The sequence below is a fragment of the Oscillatoria sp. HE19RPO genome, from assembly GCF_024220515.1.
GTDB lineage: Bacteria > Cyanobacteriota > Cyanobacteriia > Cyanobacteriales > Laspinemataceae > Laspinema.
In genome coordinates this window covers 1-18,336 of the sequence record NZ_JAMXOT010000214.1, presented here as the reverse complement: position 1 = coordinate 18,336, position 18,336 = coordinate 1, and the positions used below count along the sequence as shown (strand labels likewise).

The following is an 18,336-nucleotide window of genomic DNA, read 5'->3' as shown; positions in this document are numbered from 1 at the left end:
CGCAATGCTTGCGCCCAAAAGAGGGCGCAAGCATTGCGCCCCTACAAGAAACTTCGATATATCTATTTACACTCAGCTATCACAGGTTTATCCCGCTAATGCCTGAAGTAACGCATCACCCATTTGGCGACATCCCACCAATTTCATGCCTTCGGACATGATATCTCCCGTGCGATATCCGGCATCGAGGACTTGGAGAACTGCTTGCTCAATTTTGCTTGCCGCTTCCGGTTGATCTAACCCATAGCGCAACATCATCGCTGCACTTAGGACTTGGGCGATCGGGTTCGCTTTATCCTGTCCGGCAATATCTGGGGCCGAACCATGCACGGGTTCAAATAAACCGGGACCGGATGCCCCTAAACTGGCAGAAGGCAGCATTCCAATACTGCCCGTCAGCATGGCAGCAGCATCGGAGAGAATATCTCCAAACAAGTTGCCGGTGACAATGGTATCGAATTGTTTGGGCCACCGGACTAATTGCATGGCGGCATTATCCACATAGAGGTGAGAGAGTTCCACATCGCTGTATTCTGCGGCGAGTTGGGTGATGCGATCGCGCCAAAGTTGGGAGACATCCAAGACGTTTGCCTTATCCACGGAACATAATTTTCCCTGGCGTTTTCGGGCTGTTTCAAAGGCGACGCGGCCAATTCGGTCAATTTCTGATTCCGTATAGGCCATTGTATTGACGCCCCGTTTTTCTCCGGTTTCTGTCTCGAAAATGCCTTTCGGTTGACCGAAATAAATGCCCCCAGTGAGTTCCCGGACGACCATGATATCTACGCCTTCGACGACTTCTCGCTTGAGACTAGAGGCATCCACCAGTTGGGGTAAAATGGTTGCAGGTCGTAAGTTGGCAAAGAGATTTAAACCCGCACGGAGTCCCAGTAAGCCGGTTTCCGGTCGTTGGTGGCGGGGGAGATTGTCCCATTTGTAGCCCCCGATCGCCGCGAGGAGGACGGCATCACTATCTTGGCATTGTTTGAGGGTTTCCGAGGGCAGGGGTTCTCCGGTGGCATCGATGGCGGATCCGCCGATCGCCGCTTCGGTGAAGGTAAAACTCAAGTCGAGTTGCTGTCCGACCAGGTTTAAGACATCTACCGCGATCGCCATAATTTCAGGGCCGATGCCGTCGCCGGGAAGAAGAGTTATGCGGTAGTTTTGGGTCATACTATGTTCTCAACAAGTTCTTGCAAATGATTCATCATATCCAAAAACTGCACCGTTTGAGACTGGATGGAGGACATCGGGACCCGGGGCGATCGCTGTTGATTGTGGGAGACAAATTCCTACCTCTGTGTTTTATCCTACACTAAAGAGGAAGCAGCCCTGCGCTGATTTAGGTTGATTATTAGATTTAAAGATGACGATTTTCAGGTTTCGGCAAAAAGCATCCCAGTTGATTCGGTCTTGGCAGCAGTTTAAGTCTAAATCATTTTTATCACTTCAATCCCTGGTGTTAATCAAGGGCATTTTGCTCTCGTTGCTGTCACTGGTGGTGTTCTTGTCGCTTACGGATGAGGTCATAGAGTTAGAAACCCGCGATTGGGATCTCAACATCATGCTGGCCATTCAGAAAACCCATACTCCGGTACTGGATGTGGTGATGAAAAGTGTTTCAGCCCTGGCGGGACTGATTGTTTTAACCGGAATTTGTATAGGATTAGGGTTCAAGTTTTGGATCCGCCGACAGCGGACGGAATTGCTGGGATTATCCATTGCAGCCGGAGGGGGAACTCTACTAAATTTTGGGATGAAAGCGTTCTTTAATCGCGATCGTCCCCAGATGTGGGCTCTCGTGAATGATCACCTGAACACCTCCAGTTATCCCAGTGGTCATGTGACCATTGGGCTGGTCATTTATGGGTTTTGTGGCTATTTGTTAGCCCGGTATTTTCCCGGATGGCGGCTGTGGATTTATCTGGGAACGGTTTTGCTAATGTTGGCGATCGGTTGGAGTCGAATGTATGTCGGATTGCATTGGCCCACGGATGTTTTAGCCGGATATGCCACGGGTTTTGGTTGGTTAAATGCCTCAATTCTCAGCTTTGAAATTCGCAAACAGCGAGAGGAGATGCGGCGTCAGTAGGCTTAATAAAATTTTTATATGCTCTCAAAAAAATCCTCGCACCATTTTGGTTGGATGGTAAAATAATAATGCTGTTATTGATATTTATAGCCAATGGATTTACAGGATTATCAGCCGCCAGTTAGCCAACTGCTTACCTTTGGGGATGCTAGAAACATCGCTTTTGAAAACAATTATCTTGAACAATTTGAATTTACCGAAGAACATATCCCCGACTTAATTCGGATGGCCACTGATCCGGAATTAAACTGGGCGGATTCAGAGAGCCTAGAAGTTTGGTCACCCATCCATGCTTGGCGATCGCTCGGACAACTCCGGGCCGCAGCAGCAGTTAAGCCCTTACTCTCCTTAATCGATGAATTAAAAGACTCCGATTGGTACACCGATGAATTGCCCACCGTCCTGGCACAAATTGGCCCCGTAACCCTTCCCGATTTAATCGCTTATTTAGCCAATCCTCGTTATAATTCCCATCAGCGAGCTATCATTACTGAGTCTATCGCTTTAATCGGAAAGCAATATCCTGAATATCGAGATGAATGTGTTAAAATTTTAACCCGGAGGTTAGCAGATTATAAAAGTAATCCAAATGAATTAAATGGCTGGATAGTTTGTAACTTAATAGATTTAAAAGCGGTAGAATCAGCATCCGTAATAGAAGCCGGATTTGCTGCCGATGCCATCAATCCCTTTATTCCTGGAGACTGGAATGAAGTGCAAGTTAACTTGGGGTTAAAAACTCGGGAAGAACTTCCCGAACCGGATAATACAATTCGTCAAAATTGGCTAGAAGCCATGCATGAATATTCCCAGAAGCACCCTGAGATAAATTCTCCTGGGTTTGGAACCGGGTTAGCTAAAAATCAGACCCCGGCTAATCCGAAAAAGAAGAAAAAGAAAAAACGTAAATAACTCACAACAATCCGCTATTCTCTTGTACTCCAGAGGCTAAAAACTAGCAGGGTAAGCTCATCTAATACTAAATCCGGTTGTTAAAAGTATTAAAAATTGTAGTATTAAAAATTGTAGTATTAAAAATCGTAGGGTGGGCATTGCTACAATTGCTTGAGAGTTGAGAATTGTTAAGCTTTAGATATAGCAATTCTCAGATAAATGTCGTAATGAAGTCTAGGCCCTGTAAAGGTTTCATCGCTTTTTTACGTTTCCACTTAATTGAGAACCGCTATACTCAATCGTTGGTATGCTTTCAGCAGAGATAGAACGAGAAACATCTCCAATAGTACGCCTAGTACGCCCTGCCTTTGCATCCGAAAGTCTTTTTTTACCTGCCTGCGTTAATTCCCAGCGATCGCGAGGCGAACCCGGTTGGACTTCTCGGGTGAGGAAACCCTCTGCTGCCAGTTTCTTTAATACCTCCATCATATCGGGTTCTCTGGGTACGTCTAACCGTGAAAGTGCCTGAGCAATTTCATACCAACTCCATTTTCCCTCGCCTTTAGCGACTAATTGAAGAAGTATTAATTCAAGTTGAGTTAATTCGTTTGAATGATTCATTAAAATTCCTCTACACTCGGATGAAATAAAATACCTGGACCTTCTATTAGTCTATAATCCTCAAGAGTGGCTGTATGAGCGTTATTCCAGACTTCATAAGCTTCATCTGGATCCCCAGGTTGTCCTGAAGAATAGCCCATTTTATTGTACCTCAGACATTCCCTTAGTTCATGGGTGTAGAATCGCAGATCTACTGGCTCTGCCACAAGTTGACCAGCGGCAATTTTTCTCAATCGCTCTACCATTTTCAGTTCTGCCTCACCAACAGGACTAAATCTGCGGATATGAGCTTCTACTCGCTCGGCACCTTTTTAGGTTATTTTCGCTTTTTGATAATCGAGTCTGAGAATTGGCCCACCGGCTCTTGAGGGATCGAAAAGTCTGCCACTGATAGCACCTCTTGCTCGCATTTTAGCTCATTTGTGTTTACAGGGAAAGCAGTATTCATTTTATGCCCTTTAGTCATTGCCAATCGAACGGGAATAGTCAATGTCATTAATCGACAGTTAACAATCTAGTATTACTAAATCAAACGAGCGCATTCTAGCGGCATGGCAAAGCTGCCTTTTGCTGCATGGGAAATTTAGGGAAATTTACAGAGGGGCGATCGCCGTCTCGGATGCAGAATCTCTTCCGAATCAGCGACAAATGCGAATTTGAGGAATGACCACAAACCAGTCTTCTATAATTTCTCCGGTAATCTCGTCTGTTTTTAAGTGTCTGTAAATGCTTTTAACCGTCACTTCTTTGGGCTGAAACTGGAAGCGATCGGGCTGAATTCCTTGTTGTCCTAATTCATTATCTCCCTTGCGGGATAAACCGCCAATTTCCTGACCGGCTTCTGTGAAAACAGCCCATCCATTGCCATAGCGGTTGACTTTCATTATAAGAGAAGTTCCTTCCTTTAAGCTTTTTATGAGCTCCTGCTGCTTTTGGATAACGGGGGACTTACTACCGAGATTCACATCCTTGGGAGTCAAGTCTAAATAAAGCATCGGTTCGGGAAATACACCCCCAGTCTGTTCTATCTGTTTGCTGCTAACACCCGTTTCACGGACGAACAGACTGGGATTAGTGCCGCATAATAGCAGTTCCTCTTTCGCCCGAGTCATGGCAACATAAAATAGTCGTCGCTCGGATTCAATGTCATTGGCGCTTGTTTTAAAGTTATCGGTTAACAGTATAACCTTGCGAAATTCCAGCCCTTTCGCTCCATGACAACTGGTGACCAAAACGGCATTTTCTTCTAAATTAACATCGCTGTTATTGTATTCATACAAAGTGGCAACAACTTCACCAAAACTTAAAGGCAAGGCGATTTCCTCCGCTCCATATCCCCGTTCTAAATCTAAATCCGTAGCAATCTTGAGCAGGGTTTTGACGGTGGGTTCGGTTTCACTCCGATTCCAGGCGCTGAACCGACTTGCCATCCAGGATTTGACAGACTCTTGCGGGGAAAAAATGCGATCGCTCTCTTGGTTCAACTCGTCAATCAGTTGGCAGGTGACCCGATTGCGAATCAGCTTGATATCGCCACCTTTGAGTGCATAAGTCGCAATTTTCTCTCGTTCCAACAGCAACCGAATCGGACTGATAATATCCCACTGACGAGCTAAAACGGCAATATCGTTGGCAGCAACTCCGTCACGCAACCAAGACTGAATTTTTTGCGTAACCCACACCGCTTGTGAGACGCGATCGCTAAACGACAAAGCAGCAACGGGTTTTCCCATTTCCCCTTGGCGATCGGCGTTAATCCGAACTTGCTCGTCAGGGGTTTGTTTAGAACGTTTGGGATTATGTTGGATGAGATGGTTTGCTGCTGCGATAATCGCTTCTGTCGAACGGTAATTTTCTGTTAGCAAAAATCGCTTCGCTCGATATTCCTCTTCAAACTGTTGGATGTATTTGGCGCTGGTTCCTCTAAATTCATACAAATTCTGGTCATCATCCCCGATCGCGCAGAGATTAATCTGAACCGATCGCGACTCATCTCCCGAATCTCCCAATCCGGCAATCAGTTTAATCAAGCGATACTCATCTTCCCCGACATCCTGATATTCATCCACAAAAATATACTCGACATTTCCGAGTAATTGAATCCGTCGCACTTGGATATCGGCATCCTCCGATTCGTCTCCCTCTGCGATTAAATCGCACGCTTCCTTGAGCAATTGTTGAAATTCTGTATCTTTGGTCAGTCTTTGATTCCCTTGGGTGCGACCTAACAATGCCAGTGCTAATCCGTGAAAGGTATAGACGCGCAATCGCGAGGCGATCGCTCCAATTAAATCCTGCAATCGCAATCGCAGTTCCCGCACCGCATTGCGATTATAAGCCAATACTAAGATGCGATCGGGATCGACTCGCTTTACTTTTACCAGATAGGCAATGCGACGCACGATCGTCCGGGTTTTGCCAGAACCGGGACCAGCGATCGCTAATAATGTGGGATCTTCCGCTAAAACAATTTGCTCCTGCGCCGCGTTTAAATTCCCCATAATGCGGCTGTAGTCATCCTGGGTAACGGGACGTTTTGCCGCTTCTGTAAATAGATCGGGATAGCGTTTGCGAAATTCCTTTTCCGATAGGCTAAAGTAATCCTCAACTAACTGCTGACGCGCTGCTGCTTCTTCAGTTTGTCCGTACTTCAGCATCAGATGAGTCCGGCGGGTTTGCTCGTCATAATAATTCTGAATTTTCGCATATCCACTACCAATAACCGTTTCTTTTCGCCCTTTTATTACTCGCAGTTTCAGCGCTTGATGGAAAAGATTCGCTCCCTCAGTCAGTCGGAGTAGTTTGCGCTGATGCAACCACAGCAATCCCGGCGACAATTCCTCTTCCATGACTTTAAAAGGGCGGAGTTTTTCGTTAACGTCATTGAGCAGTTGCTCTAACTCATAAACCACCCGCAGGCGAGCGCCTTTTTTCGCCGATAGTTTTTCGTAGATCACCTCTAAGATCGCATGGGCTAAATCTTTGTGCGGGTCTAAGTTTTCCAGTACCCCATCCAGTTGTTGAATCCGCACTAAGTCGCGATTCAGTTTGGTGACGCGCACCCATTTTTGAGAGACCCACCCTTCTAAAATATCCATCAAATTGGCTGCCCGAATTTTTTTCGTGCGTTCTGGATCTAATCGCGCCGCCAAACTTCGCAAATTGACCTGGATATACTCCCGTTCTCCTTGGAGTTCTAACAGGGCACCGAGTAATTGTTCTTCCCACTCGCGCAGGCGATCGCAGTTAGTTCGGGCATCTCCTTTAACGCCTTTGTTAACGAGTAAAGTTAAGGGAATTTTAGCAGAACAAACTTCGGCTTTCTGAAGTTCTCGAATGCGGCGCGTCAGTTCCTTGGGGTCGATTCCCGATTCATCGCTTAAGCGATCGAGGGGGATGGGTTCTTCCTTTTCAATGTAATGCGCTTTCGCCAAGTGCATGGCGGAAATCAGCTTTTTAAATGGTTTAATCTGAGCCTTGGGTAGGGTATGAGCGCGAGCATATTCTGCAAATTTTTCTTGAGACTCTTCATCGGTTTGATAAACCAGTTCAAACTGAACGTATGCCGATAAATTCTCGGCTCTTTCGATTAACCCTAAATTTTCCAGATGTTGCAGCGCCACTTTAATTTTGACATCTCGATACTCCGGATCGGAGGCAAATTCTTCATCGAGTTCGCTGGTTTGTAAAATTTCATTGAGAGTTGCCCAAAACCACTCATCGGATGCGCCGCCATGTATGCGATCGCGAATGCTTCTAGCAGAAATAAAGATATTTCTCAAGTCGGCTTCGCTAAGTTGCATCTGACTTTGCAGGTAAAAGATGGTTTCGGCATCTTTTTCATCAAATAGTAGAATACAGCTTGCGGGTTTTCCATCTCGTCCGGCACGTCCCGTTTCCTGAACGTAGCCTTCTAAATTTGCGCTCATGTTATGGTGAATCACCGCTCGAACGTCTTTGCGATTAATTCCCATGCCAAAGGCACAAGTCGCCACCACAACGTTTAATTCACCGGCTTTGAATTCCTCCAAAACCTCTTGTTTTTCTTGTTTATTCAGCTTTCCGTGATAGTATTTGGCCTCGATATTGGCTTGATTCAGCAAATTGGCTAGGCGTTCGGCATTTTTGCGAGTAGCAGTGTAGACGAGAACGCAACCGCCAAGCTGGCGAGCTTTTTCGACTTCCTGAAGCAGAATTTGCTCTTTATTGCCATTCACCGCGATCGCTTGATACTCTAAATTGGTTCGCGGTGTCGATTCAGAGATTAAGCTGCCGATATTCAGAGCGGATTCGGCAAATAGTTTTTTAATATCTTCTTGGACTTTTACCGTTGCGGTTGCTGTCATCAATGCCAACAGTGGCAAGGGACGTTGTTGATAGAGTTCCTCGATGAATTTGGGGACATACCGATAGTCCGGTCGAAAATCCTGTCCCCACTGACTGATGCAATGTGCTTCGTCAATGACCCACAACGCGGGTGGCATTTCCTGAAGGATGACGCGGATGCTGGGCGATCGCAGTTGTTCGGGGCTAATATAAAGCAATCCTTTGCTGCCTTCTCTGATTTGCTGCAACCGCTGCGCTCTCTCCTGCATGGGAATATTGCCATTGATAAATGTGGCAATATTCAATCCTTGTTCTTCTAAATCTTTGACTTGATCCGCCATCAGCGCTTGCAGGGGAGACATAACGACAGTTAAACCGCGTTGAATTTCAAATAGCATCAACGCCGAAATTTGATAGCACAGGGATTTTCCGCTTCCGGTTGCCATCACCACCAAAGGGCGATCGCCTTTTAAGATCGCAGCGATCGCTTCGTCTTGTTTTCCCCTAAATTTCTCCAGTCCAAACCGTTCTAGATATCTCTGATAATCCGGTAAGACTCGCAGAGCATTCCAAATCTGATAAAATCCGGGCTGATGACTGAGCCATCCCGAAAAATGTTGGGGGGATTGGGTAATATTGCACTCATAGTTCCAAGCGATCAGCGCTGCTAAATACAGCCGACTGTTAAAATCTGCGATCGGCGCTTTTTGCCAAAATTCTTGCAGATAATTGAGGTCAAAAGAGGCGATCGCTTCTTCTGGAAGTGTTTCCAAAGCCGGAGCCTCTTCGCTCTCTAAATCTAACCTTTTAAAGAATTGCCGATAGGCGCAGTCGGCGTCCTCGGTTCCACAAGTCAGCAGCCAACTATAAGTGTGCTGTAGCGATCGCGGTTTTTGCTCCAGTTCGGCAATAATTTGATGCAGCAGTTGTTCCGTCGCCCGAGCATCTTCCAGAGGATTGTTACTCGCATACGCACTCGGCTTATACTCTTTATTGAGCTTGTGTGACGCTTCTAATGGAAACGCTAACAGTGACAATTCCAAAGTGTCGATAATTTCCCAAGGGTACAATTCCGGTTGTTGTTCGATGAGATACCCATAGTCAAAGCGCCGGAAATTGTGCCCGCAAATTACCAAACCCTTTTCCTTAAACTCCTTTAGCCTCCCCCAAGCAAAGTCAAGATCCCTCTGAAAAATATCGTCACTCCAATTTTGGCAATGTAGTCCAATCCGATAGAGATTTCCCTCACCATTAACTTCTAAGTCCAGATAGCAATAATAATTTTCCGCTCTGTTGTCTACTAGACTACCGTTTTTTCCTAAATTTTCGGCTAGGAGAATGATTTGATTGTCCACATCAAACTCCTCCTGCCAATTCATCTCAAAACTATTCTCTTGCTTCCCACAAAGCTTGACTTTGGCAATGCAATCGATTTGTAAGCCCAAGATCTGCGATCGGAGCGACTCTACCCACTGCTCTCGATCGGGTACGATACCTGCCTCCAGTATCACTTTGAGGCAATCGTGCTTCAGCGATGCTTTTCCCAGAATGCCGTGAGGCTGTAGCGACTGGTTGAGCAGGGTTGCGATCGCCTCCACATCCCCCTGCTGTGCTTGTTCTAGAAGATCTCCCTGATTCATCGCTGGCAAATTCCTACCCAATCTTGTTTTAAAAAAGCATTATTATCCACCTTACCCTAATTCACGCTTTGGGATTGTTAAGAAATTCAAACCCCTCTCCACTCCACATCGGTTTATCTCTCCAACAACTGCATCCCTCGTTGAACTCATTTGCCTTCAGACTCTCCCCGGAGTAGGCAAAAGACTGAGGCAAAGGTTACGATAGACAGAATAAAGGCAGATAACTTAGGGTTGGTAATCCATCCCTGAGTTTTCTGCCTACCTGTTACTTTTCCAAATCTTGTCCTCAAAATAATTTTATGAAACCCATAGAACGAATTTCTGATTATCTCTGGGAAATTCCCACCTCCTACAAACCCGGAATGCGAGTTCCCGCCCGAATTTATGCCACAGAACAGCTAATCCGCGATATGGATGAAGCGGTGGCAGACCAAATTAGCAATGTGGCAACCCTGCCGGGAATTACCCAAAATGCCTTATGTATGCCCGATGGTCACTTTGGCTATGGATTTCCCATTGGCGGTGTTGCTGCAATGGATATTGCCGAAGGGGGAGTGATTTCTCCCGGAGGCATTGGCTTTGATATTAACTGTGGAATGCGCTTAGTCGTCACCAATTTGACAGAAAAAGAGGTCAAACCTCAGATTAAAAAATTAATCGATAAGCTGTACGAACGAGTTCCCGCAGGAGTAGGAAGTAAAGGCTTTGTGAAAGTCTCTCGCAATGAATTTCGCCAAGTGGTGCAAGAGGGTGCAAAGTGGTGTATTAATCAGGGTTATGGATGGGACGAGGATTTAGAACTCACGGAAGAAAATGGCTGTATTGCCGGGGCTTATGCCTCTAAAATTAGCGACAAAGCCATCGATCGCGGTTGCAATCAAATCGGAACTTTGGGGTCTGGTAACCACTATTTAGAAATTCAAGTCGCCCGTCCTGAAAATATCGTCAACAAAGAATTAGCCGAAGCCTTTGGGATTACCATTCCGAATCAAGTGGTGGTGATGTTCCACTGTGGCAGTCGCGGATTTGGGCATCAGGTGGCGACGGACTATCTGCAAGTCTTTCTCAAAGTCATGGAATCTAAATATGGAATTAACATTTTAGACCGAGAATTGGCTTGTGCGCCGTTTAATTCTCCGGAAGGGCAAGATTATTTTGCGGCCATGAAATGTGGACTAAATATGTCTTTTGCCAACCGGCAAGTGATTTTGCACCGGATTCGGGAGGTGTTTTCTGAGGTCTTTGGAAAGTCCGCTGAAGCATTAGGAATGCATCAAGTTTATGATGTGTCTCATAATACGGCAAAATTAGAAGAACATATCGTTGATGGCAAAATGCGATCGCTACTGGTCCATCGCAAAGGGTCTACTCGCGCCTTTGGTCCAGGCATGGAAGGCGTTCCGGACCGCTATAAACCTTATGGTCAGCCGGTGATTTTAGGCGGCAGTATGGAAACCGGATCCTATCTGTTAGCGGGGGTATCCACTGGGGCTCAAAGCTTCTTTAGTACCGCCCACGGTAGCGGACGCACCATGAGTCGAACCAAGGCGCGAAAACAGTGGAATGGGGAACAATTACAAAAAGATATGCAGAAGCAAGGGATTTACATTAGAACCACCTCCTGGCGGGGTTTAGCTGAGGAAGCTGGAGGCGCTTATAAAGATGTGGATGCGGTGGTCAAAGCCACGGAATTAGCAGGATTAAGCAAGCGAGTCGTTCGCTTAGTTCCGATTGGAAATGTCAAGGGGTAATCACAATGGAAACACGCACTCCGATTACGGTGATTACGGGACCATTAGGCAGCGGGAAAACCACCTTACTGCGCTATATTTTGGAGACAGTTCCCCGCAAAATTGCCATTTTAATGAATGAATTCGGCGAAATTGCCATTGATAGCAAAGTCATTGAGGGGAAAAATATTGAGATTGCTGAATTAGGTGGAGGTTGCGTTTGCTGTTCCCTGGCGGGGGAATTTGAGGCTGCCATTGAGGAAATTCTGGAAACGATTCACCCCGATGTAATTGTGGTAGAAACCACCGGGGTGGCTGAACCGGATGCTTTGGTGTTTGATATTCAAGAAACTTTACCTCAAGTAATTTTGGATGGAGTGATTACCACCATTGATGCCGATGGGTTAGTCAAATATCCCCATATTGGTCATACCAGCCGCCTGCAAATTGAGGGGGCGGATTTCATCCTTTTAAATAAGGTGGATTTGGTCAATGAGGAAGAATTACGGGGAATTGAGAAGAAGCTAACGGAGATTAACAGCATCGCCCCAATTGTCAAAACCGAACGCTGTCAAGTGGACCCGGATTTGCTATTTGGATTAAATCGCGATCGCATTCAAAAACCACCCCATCACGTTCATCAGCCAGAGTTTGATTCCTTTAGCTATACCTCGGAACATCTCTTTCGTCTTCCCCGGTTTGAATCCTTTGCAGATAACCTAGATTCCGACATCTATCGCGCCAAAGGATTCATCCGGTTTGCTGAGGGAAATTATCTGTTTAATTTCGTCGCGGGACGGTGGGAATTGGAACCCTTTGAATGGGAAAGAACCGAGTTAGTCTTTATTGGCAAACAATTAAAGACTCTCCAATCTGAAATCATCCAGCGATTGCAATCCTGTGAGGAATAGCGGATGCCTTATGAATTTTTAGAAGAGGTGGCAACAGCAGATATCGCCTTTGTTGCCCAAGGGAAAGATTTAGAAGCGGTATTTCTTGCTGCGGGAGATGCTACGGTTAATGCGATGATTTTTGAGTTGGAAACCATTGCTTTAACTGAACAGCGTCAGTTTACCTTGGAAAACGATGAATTGGATATGTTGCTGTTTAATTATTTACAGGAATTCCTGTATTATAAAGACAGTGAACAGTTGTTGTTGCTGGGACAACAGGTGACGATCGCCCAGAATAATGGACTGTATCACCTAGAGGCGATCGCCAAAGGAGAAACCCTCGACCCCGATCGCCATGAACAGCGAGTTGATGTCAAAGCTGTCACTTTACATCAATTTAAACTTGAATCCACCCCCGAGGGATGGAGGGCCCAAGTTATCCTGGATATTTAACCGAGGGGTTGAGAGGCTAAAATCCTCGACTGCATTTAATGTTAACCGGATAAAATTATCATCGGTCCCTGGATCTCGGGGGAAAATTCCTGATTTTTCCCTCCTCTTCCCGTAAGGAAGGAAAGTCAAAAAAATCGACTAACCTAGCATATAACCAGGGACAATGATGCCTCAAACTCAATCGAACCAAACCTCGATAGAACGGGTCTTTTCTATGGGTTGGATGTCTCATCTTGAAGAAGATGCAACTTTTGACCCGACCGCATCCGTTACTCGGTCAGAATTAGCCCAAGTTTTGGGTAAATCATTCAAGTTATACCAACGCAGTACAGCAGAAAACCCAGCGATTTCCATTCAAGATATGGGGGGCGATCGCCCAGATTATGCTGCAATTCAAATCGCCTTAAAAACCGGCACAATGACCGTGGATAGTCAAGGCCGCTTTTTCCCCGATCGCCCGGTAACTCGCGCCGAAGGATTGGCAATTTTCGCCCAAGCTTATGGGGTATTTCAGCTATCTGAAGATGCCGTCACCGACCTGTTAAATGACTATCCCGATGCCGTGGATATCCCCGATTGGGCCAAGCAAGCAATGGCAACCGCCTTACAAGAAGGCTTTGTTAATACTGATAGCAATCAGGCCATTCGTCCCTTAGACCTGATGACGCGGGCCGACCTAGCGGATGCCTTAATTCAATATCTGGAAAAGCAACAAAATCCTGCTTTTGTCTAGGATTGATTTACTGAAAATTGAATCCAAAATAGGGGATTGAGACCGAGGTTGATGAGTCGCGTTTGACCTCCTCAAACCTTCCCAAGGGGTGTAGTGTTTACTGCACCCCTTTCCCTTATGGGCGACTGTCATGATATAATATTCCGGTCCTTTTAACTGTTTCCGTTGGTCGTCACTGGATAGGGATAACCCAACAACCGAGGAAAGTAGAACCGTGATGCATATCGATGAGGCAACTGCAACCAATCAACAAGCTGAACGCTATTATCAGGAGGGCAAGTGGACCGAAGCAGCGGCCCTCTGCCATCAACTGATTCAAATTCAGCCAAATTTTGCTCCAATTTATAAAACTTTGGGCAATATTCTTCAAGCTCAAGGTAAACTAGAGGCAGCAATGCGGGCCTACCATCGCGCCTTGGTTCTCAATCCGGAATTTGCGGAAGTTCATGCCAATCAGGGGACAATTTATTATCAAATCGGTCAGTTTGAGGCAGCGGTATCCTGCTATCAAAAAGCCTTAACTCTTCAGCCTAATTGGGCCGGAGTTTATTGGAATTTAGGAAAAGTTTTTAAAGCACAAGGGCGACTCAATGAGGCAACGGAGTATCAGAAAGCGGCTTTGAACCTCAATCCGAGTCAGTTTCCCCCGGACTTGCACAATCAAGTGGGATTAGAGTTAAGTAAACGGGCCACTCTGGAGGAAACCACGGCATTTTATCAGCAATTTACCGACACTTACCCTGACTGTGGTCCCGCATACTTAAATTTAGGGATATTTCTGGAAGCTCAAGGGAAGATAGAAGAGGCGATCGCCTGTTTTCAGAAAGCGATAACGCTACAACCGACTCTCGCAGCAGGTCATTTTAAACTCGGCTATTTGCTTCAACAAAAGAATGAAATTGAATCGGCAATTAATTGCTTTAATTCTACCTTAGAATTGCAACCGAATTGGATTGAAGCCTACAATAATTTAGGTATAATTTTAAGAAAAATTAAGCGCGAAGAAGAAGCCATTACTTGTTTTAAAAAAGCGATTGAAATTAACCCTGTTTTTGCCGAAGCCTACCGTAATTTAGGAATCACATTCCAACAACAAGGCAAGCTAGAAGCTGCCGCTTCTTGTTTGCGAGACTGTATTAAAATTCAGCCCAATTTTGCCCTCGCCCACGGCAATTTAGGCTACGTTCTGGAACAACAAGGCAAATTAGAAGAAGCTAAAGCCTCTCTGCGTCATGCGATCGCCTTGGAACCCGATTTAGCAATGGCCTATGGCAACTTAGGCAATATTTTACACCAGGAAGGGGAACTAGAAGAGTCAATCTCCTGCTTCCAAAAGGCCATCCAATATGATGCAGATTTCAGGATGCTTTACTTTCGAGGTCAACCCCATTTAGAAGAGATACCCCGGCCATCTTTAGTGGGACTTCCAGTCAATTCGCCCAAAAAAATCTGTCGATTAACTCAAAAATTAGCCACGCAATTTCAATTAAATTACCCGACATCCGATATTACTTATCTGGAAATGACTCCGCGCATCCCTGTTCATTTAGCGGCAGGGAAAACCCTTCCAGTCAAGGATGAAACGGTTCCCACTTATTTCCCAGAAACCCAAGGAGAATCGCCGGAAACCTATTTGGCGATTCTCCCCAATGGACGCGCTTGGGGTGATTTATATACCAGTGTGATTTGGTCTGAAAACAATACTCTCTTAGGGGATCTCTCCACGGGAAATGTCCCCTTTTTATTCTCCTTAGATAAATTGCCTCCGGTTCATAAAATTAATGGGACAGTCGCCTTTCTCTCAACCCTGGGGGGCGATACTTATTATCATTGGTGGGTAGATATTCTCCCGCGACTTGAACTCTTGCGCCGCAGTGGCATCGATTGGGATAAAATTGATAAATTTGTGATAAATAATGTTCGCCATCGCTTCCAACAGGACATAATTAATACTTTAAATATTCCTCCAGAAAAATTGATAACCAGTCTGGACTATCCCCACATTCAGGCCACTCAATTATTGGTTCCTTCTGTGACCAGTAGTACAGAAAAATGGTTTGGGCCGTTTATTGAAGGTCCGCCTAAATGGGTCTGCGACTTTCTCCGCGAGAGATTTACCTCCCTCGCCGATTCCCAAGATTCTGACACCCCGGAAAAAATCTATATTAGCCGTCGCAAAGCGAAAGTCCGTCGCTTTATTAATGAAGAAGAAATCAGCGCCTTCTTAGAACCCTTGGGGTTTAAACCCGTCATTTTAGAAACGCTTTCTGTCCGGCAACAAATTGCTTTAATGACGGGGGCTAAAACGATTATAGCCCCACATGGGGCGGGATTAACCAATACCCTATTCTGTCAACCAGGGACTCAACTCGTGGAGATTTTTTCTCCCCGGTATGTTCCCGATTGTTATTGGATTATTAGCAATCACGTTGGGTTAGACTATTATTATTTGATTGGAGATAATCAGGAAAATTACTATGAAAAACATCCCCATTTGCGCCCCAAGCCCGTGAATCGCCCCCCTCGGTCTGAAGATATTTATGTTAACTTAGATTCTTTGCTTCAATTGATTAAATTAGCAGCCATTGTTTAGGGTCTAGCTGTGCATTTTATTTAAAAAATTACTATGAATTCCCCCAATTTGGCCAACAACCTGGATCAGCAAGTTGAGGATTTAACTCATCAAGCAGAGGGATATTATCGACAAGGGAACCTCAATCTTGCCCTGTCTTTGTGTCATCAATTGATTCAGATCCAGCCAGATTTTGCCCCGAGTTACAAACTCCTGGGGAATCTGTTACAAGCATCGGGGAAAATTGAGGCGGCAATTCGGGCTTACCAATGGTCGATCGCCCTGCGTCCTGAGTTTGCAGAAGCCCACGGAAATCTCGGGACTATCTACTACCAACAAGGGGATTTTCCACGGGCGCTCGCCGCCTATCAAACTGCCCTAAGGTTTAACCCAAATTTAGCGGGACTCTACTGGAATTTAGGCAAACTGTTCAAGGAAACCGGAGATATCAATCAGGGCATTTCTTATCAAAAACAGGCGATTAGTATTAATTCCAAATTAGTGGGCGCTTCCGGTTATTTTACCTTGGGGACGGACTTGATGAATCAAGGGCAGTTAGAAGAAGCCCGGTCCTTGTTTCAAAAAACCTTAGAACTTGAACCCACCTCAGCGGAAGCTCATGTTCATTTAGGCATCATTCACCGACAGCAAGGGTGGATGGAAGAAGCCATAAATAGCTATAAAACGGCGATATCTCTTCAACCCGACTTAGTAGAAGCGCATTGGAATTTATATGAATTATTCACCCATTCTGATAACTTTGCCGCTGCGCGTAAAGCTGCTGACTGCTATATAGAACACTGTCAAGGGGAAGGGCAATCAATGGCAGCGATCGCCTGGATTAGTGCCTATCTGAAAGCAGGCAGCGCTCAAAATGCCTACCACCATTTTTTAACCTTAGAGTCGCAAGTCCTGAAAAATTTAGACACCCTCTGCGATCGGGATATCCAACGCCTGTATTACAACAGCTTTTATATCCTCACCAATATCCGCGATGATCTCCGCCAAAATTCTCACTTTTATCGCAAAATTTCTGAACGCTTTATTCCCACCTTACCGCGCTTCCAAACTCATCCTCCATCCAGTAATCTCCCCCCTAGCCTTGCCTCAACTCCGTTAAAAATTGGCATCATTTCCCCCCATTACAAGCGGCATTCTGTGGGGTGGTGCAGTGCAGATATCCTGCGCGAGTTATCTCAACTCACCCCGGATCTGTATCTCTATGTCACGGGTCCTCTCCAACCGGACGATCGCACGACTATTTTTGAAAACTTAGCGGCTAAATTCTATCATCCCCCTGGAGGAGTCAACCGTCAAACTATTTTTCAAGAAATCCAGAATGACAATTTAGATATTTTAATTGATTTAGACTCCTTAACGATTGATACAAATATTGAAATATTAGCCTCTCATCCAGCCCCAATTTGTATCTCTTGGTTGGGCTTTGATGCGCCCTTTATTTCGGCGAAAAATTACTTTATCGGGGATTGGCAGACTCACCCCCAGGGAAGCGAATCCTACTATCAAGAACAAATAATTCGGATGCCGGATTCCTTTGTGGCGAGTTCCGGATTTGAGCGCATGGAAGCCGACAGCGATACCCTGAGACATTCTTTGGGAATTAATTCCAACCAAGTGGTTTATCTCTGTGTCGCCCCAGGACGTAAATTTAATGGGGAGTTAGTCCGCGCTCAAGTTGCCATTCTCAAACAAGTCCCTGATAGTGTTTTACTCTACAAAGGAAAAGGCGATCGCACGGTTATTTCTGCCACTTATCAACAAGAATGCCAGCTACAAAATGTCAGTTTTTCTCGCATTCATTTTTTACCCCGAACTCGCACGGAAGAAGAACATCGAACCCTCTATTTATTAGCCGATGTTTTACTCGATTCTTATCCCTATAATGGGGGAACCCATACCTTAGAAGCGTTATGGTTTAACCTCCCCCTGGTGACCCGCAGTGGGGAACAATTTCTCTCCCGGATGGGCTATTCTTTCTTACAAACTTTGGGAATTCAAGCGGGGGTGGCATGGAGTTGGGAGGAGTATGTGGCGTGGGGAGTTCGCTTCGGATGCGATAAACCCTTTCATCACCAGATTAAAAACCAGTTAATCCAATCTAAAATGCCAGAAACTCTCGCCCCCTTGTGGAATCCTAAAAAATTTGCTCAGGATATGTATCGTCTCTTTGAACAGTTGCGGCAAGCGGAGGATTAGAAACCAGCTTTTTATCCTCTGCTAGGACCAGAAACCGGGTTTTTTTCCAAAATTTTTGCTCACTCTCAAAGATTTTTGCAAAAACCCGGTTTCTTCACCCTTGAGTTAGACCAGAAACCGGGTTTTTTTCCAAAATTTTTGCTCACTCTCAAAGATTTTTGCAAA

General features: G+C 45.5%; 12 protein-coding genes. 8 read left to right on the top strand and 4 right to left on the bottom strand.

Annotated elements, in window-relative coordinates; translation table 11 throughout:
- Window positions 1-87 precede the first annotated feature (87 nt).
- Window positions 88-1,173: a 3-isopropylmalate dehydrogenase gene (gene leuB / locus NG833_RS19370; protein WP_254566914.1), complete on the bottom strand. Its 1,086-nt coding sequence runs from the start codon at window positions 1,171-1,173 to the stop codon at window positions 88-90.
- A 193-nt stretch (window positions 1,174-1,366) separates the two neighbouring features.
- Here leuB and NG833_RS19365 point away from each other — a divergent pair, with 193 nt between their 5' ends.
- Entirely contained in the window at window positions 1,367-2,092 is a 726-nt protein-coding gene (locus NG833_RS19365; protein WP_254566913.1) for a phosphatase PAP2 family protein, read from the top strand.
- Between the two features lie 93 nt (window positions 2,093-2,185).
- Window positions 2,186-3,004 carry a PBS lyase gene (locus NG833_RS19360; RefSeq protein WP_254566912.1) on the top strand — a complete coding sequence of 273 codons (819 nt, stop codon included), beginning with the start codon at window positions 2,186-2,188 and terminating at the stop codon, window positions 3,002-3,004.
- Window positions 3,005-3,238: 234 nt separating this feature from the next.
- On the opposite strand, the gene NG833_RS19355 is transcribed toward NG833_RS19360, so the two are convergent.
- From NG833_RS19355 to NG833_RS19345, 3 genes are all read right to left on the bottom strand, one after another.
- Complete coding sequence (locus NG833_RS19355; protein WP_254566911.1) at window positions 3,239-3,607, bottom strand: helix-turn-helix transcriptional regulator; 369 nt, start codon at window positions 3,605-3,607, stop codon at window positions 3,239-3,241.
- Entirely contained in the window at window positions 3,607-3,852 is a 246-nt protein-coding gene (locus NG833_RS19350; RefSeq protein WP_254566910.1) for a hypothetical protein, read from the bottom strand. Before NG833_RS19350 ends, NG833_RS19355 begins: the two co-directional genes overlap by 1 nt.
- A gap of 393 nt (window positions 3,853-4,245) precedes the next feature.
- Window positions 4,246-9,573, bottom strand: coding sequence for a RecQ family ATP-dependent DNA helicase (locus NG833_RS19345; protein ID WP_254566909.1), 5,328 nt, complete (start codon window positions 9,571-9,573; stop codon window positions 4,246-4,248).
- Window positions 9,574-9,872: 299 nt separating this feature from the next.
- On the opposite strand from NG833_RS19345, the gene NG833_RS19340 reads away from it, so the two are divergent.
- The 6 genes from NG833_RS19340 to NG833_RS19315 all read left to right on the top strand — a co-directional run bounded on the left by NG833_RS19340 (window position 9,873) and on the right by NG833_RS19315 (window position 18,171).
- The gene (locus tag NG833_RS19340; protein WP_254566908.1) at window positions 9,873-11,324 is read left to right on the top strand and encodes an RtcB family protein; all 1,452 of its coding nucleotides are present in this window, start codon (window positions 9,873-9,875) and stop codon (window positions 11,322-11,324) included.
- A gap of 5 nt (window positions 11,325-11,329) precedes the next feature.
- A complete protein-coding gene (locus NG833_RS19335; RefSeq protein WP_254566907.1) occupies window positions 11,330-12,214 on the top strand; it encodes a GTP-binding protein in 885 nt (294 codons plus the stop codon).
- 3 nt (window positions 12,215-12,217) lie between these two features.
- Window positions 12,218-12,649 carry an archease gene (locus NG833_RS19330; protein WP_254566906.1) on the top strand — a complete coding sequence of 144 codons (432 nt, stop codon included), beginning with the start codon at window positions 12,218-12,220 and terminating at the stop codon, window positions 12,647-12,649.
- A 163-nt stretch (window positions 12,650-12,812) separates the two neighbouring features.
- Window positions 12,813-13,382: an S-layer homology domain-containing protein gene (locus NG833_RS19325; RefSeq protein WP_254566905.1), complete on the top strand. Its 570-nt coding sequence runs from the start codon at window positions 12,813-12,815 to the stop codon at window positions 13,380-13,382.
- A gap of 217 nt (window positions 13,383-13,599) precedes the next feature.
- Window positions 13,600-15,975, top strand: a complete 2,376-nt coding sequence (locus tag NG833_RS19320; RefSeq protein WP_254566915.1) for a tetratricopeptide repeat protein — start codon at window positions 13,600-13,602, stop codon at window positions 15,973-15,975.
- 33 nt (window positions 15,976-16,008) lie between these two features.
- Window positions 16,009-18,171, top strand: a complete 2,163-nt coding sequence (locus tag NG833_RS19315) for a tetratricopeptide repeat protein (protein ID WP_254566904.1) — start codon at window positions 16,009-16,011, stop codon at window positions 18,169-18,171.
- Window positions 18,172-18,336 lie beyond the last annotated feature (165 nt).